Here is a 2,158-nt window from a genome sequence, read left to right on the forward strand (position 1 = left end):
TGCTGATGGCGCGCAGATCATCGGTCTCCAGCGCGGCCACCTGGTCGGTGCTCAGACCCTTGACCTGTGCGCTGGTGAGCGCCGCGGCCTGGGCGGTGGTCAGGGCCTTGATCTCGTCGGTCGAGAAGCCGCTGAACTGGTTGGCCGGCGAAGTGGCCAGGGCGGCGATCTGAGCCGTGGTCAGCGCCACGATCTGGTCGCTGGTCAGCGCGGCGATCTGGTCGCTGCTGAGCGCCTTGAGCGTGCCGGTGCTGAGGGCACGCAGGTCATCGGTCTCGATCTTGGCGATCTGGTCGCTGGTGAGACCGGCGACCTGGCTGCTGGTGAGCGCGGCAGCCTGGGCCGTGGTCAGGGCCACGATCTCGTCCGTGGTGAGCGCGCCGACCTGGACCGAGCTCATGCCACGCAGGGCCGCGGTGTTGATGGAGGCGAGGTCCTCGGTCTGCAGGGTCTTGATCTGGTCGGAGCTCAGGGCGCCGACCTGGGTGCTGGTCAGGACCTTGAACTGGTCCGTGCCAAAGGCGTTGAGGTCGTCGCTGGACAGGGCGCGCAGCTGCGCCGTGGTCAGGGCGGTGACCTGGGCGGTGGTCAGCGTGGCCAACTGGTCGGAGCTCAGGGCGGCGAGTTGCTCGCTGCTGAGGGCCTTGATGGTGGCGGTGCTGATGGCGCGAAGGTCATCGGTTTCCAGCTTCAGCAACTGGTCGCTGGTGAGACCGCCGACCTGATTGCTGGTGAGCGCGGCGGCCTGGGCCGTGGTCAAGGCCACGATCTCGTCGGTGGTCAGGGCGGCCAGTTGGGCCGAGTTCATGCCGCGCAGGGCCGCGGTGTTGATAGAGGCGAGGTCCTCGGTCTGCAGGGTCTTGACCTGGTCGGAGCTCAGGGCGCCGACCTGGGCGCTGGTGAGCACCTTGAACTGGTCGGTGCCCAGGGCGTTGAGGTCGTCGCTGCCCATGCCGCGGATCTGCGCGGTGGTCAGCGAGGCGACCTGGGCGGTGGTGAGCGCGCCGATCTGGTCGGAGCCCAGGGCGGCGATTTGCTCGGTGCTGAGGGCCTTGATGGCGGCGGTGTTGAGGGCGCGCAGGTCGTCGGTCTCGAAGGCCGCCACTTGGTCAGTGCTGAGGCCCTTGAGCTGGGTGCTGGTGAGGGCGGCGGCCTGGGCGGTGGTCAGGGCCTTGATCTCGTCGGTCGAAAAACCGCCGAACTGGTTGCCGGGCGTGGTGGCCAGTGCGGCGATCTGGGCCGTGCTCATGGCCACGATCTGGTCAGAGGTGAGCGCGGCGATCTGGTCGCTGCTGAGGGCCTTGATGGTGGCGGTGCTGATGGCGCGCAGGTCATCGGTTTCCAGCTTCACCAACTGGTCGCTGGTCAGACCGCCGACCTGGTTGCTGGTGAGCGCGGCGGCCTGGGCCGTGGTCAGGGCCACGATCTCGTCGGTGGTCAGGGCGGCCAGTTGGGCCGAGTTCATGCCGCGCAGGGCCGCGGTGTTGATAGAGGCGAGGTCCTCGGTCTGAAGGGTCTTGACCTGGTCGGAGCTCAGGGCGCCGACCTGGGCGCTGGTGAGCACCTTGAACTGGTCGGTGCCCAGGGCGTTGAGGTCGTCGCTGCCCATGCCGCGGATCTGTGCGGTGGTCAGGGCGGCGACCTGGGCGGTGGTGAGCGCGCCGATCTGGTCGGAGCCCAGGGCGGCGATCTGCTCGGTGCTGAGGGCCTTGATGGCGGCGGTGCTGAGGGCGCGCAGGTCGTCGGTCTCGAAGGCCGCGATCTGGTCGGTGCTCAGACCCTTGACCTGTGCGCTGGTCAGCGCGGCGGCCTGGGCCGTGGTCAGGGCCACGATCTCCTCGGTGGAGAAGCCGCCGAACTGGTTGCCAGGGGTGGTGGCCAGGGCCGCGATCTGGGCTGTGGTCAGGGTCACGATCTGGTCGGACGTCAGGGCGGCGATCTGCTCGCTGCCCAGGGCCTTGATGGTGGCCGTGTTGAGGGCCCGCAGGTCGTCGGTCTCGATCTTGGCGATCTGGTCGCTGGTGAGGCCAGCGACCTGGCTGCTGGTGAGCGCGGCAGCCTGGGCCGTCGTCAAGGCCACGATCTCGTTCGTACCCAGGGCGCCGATCTGGGCCGAGTTCAGGCCACGCAGGGCCGCGGTGTTGATGGAGGCGAAGTC

1 pseudogene is annotated in these 2,158 nt (G+C 68.8%); it reads right to left on the minus strand.

The features are described 5' to 3' along the window. A pseudogene (locus H5407_RS23405) lies at positions 1–2,158 on the minus strand (heme utilization protein); the annotation flags it as partial.

Origin of the sequence: Mitsuaria sp. WAJ17, from assembly GCF_014174515.1 — a bacterium.
In the GTDB taxonomy this organism is placed as follows: domain Bacteria; phylum Pseudomonadota; class Gammaproteobacteria; order Burkholderiales; family Burkholderiaceae_C; genus Roseateles_B.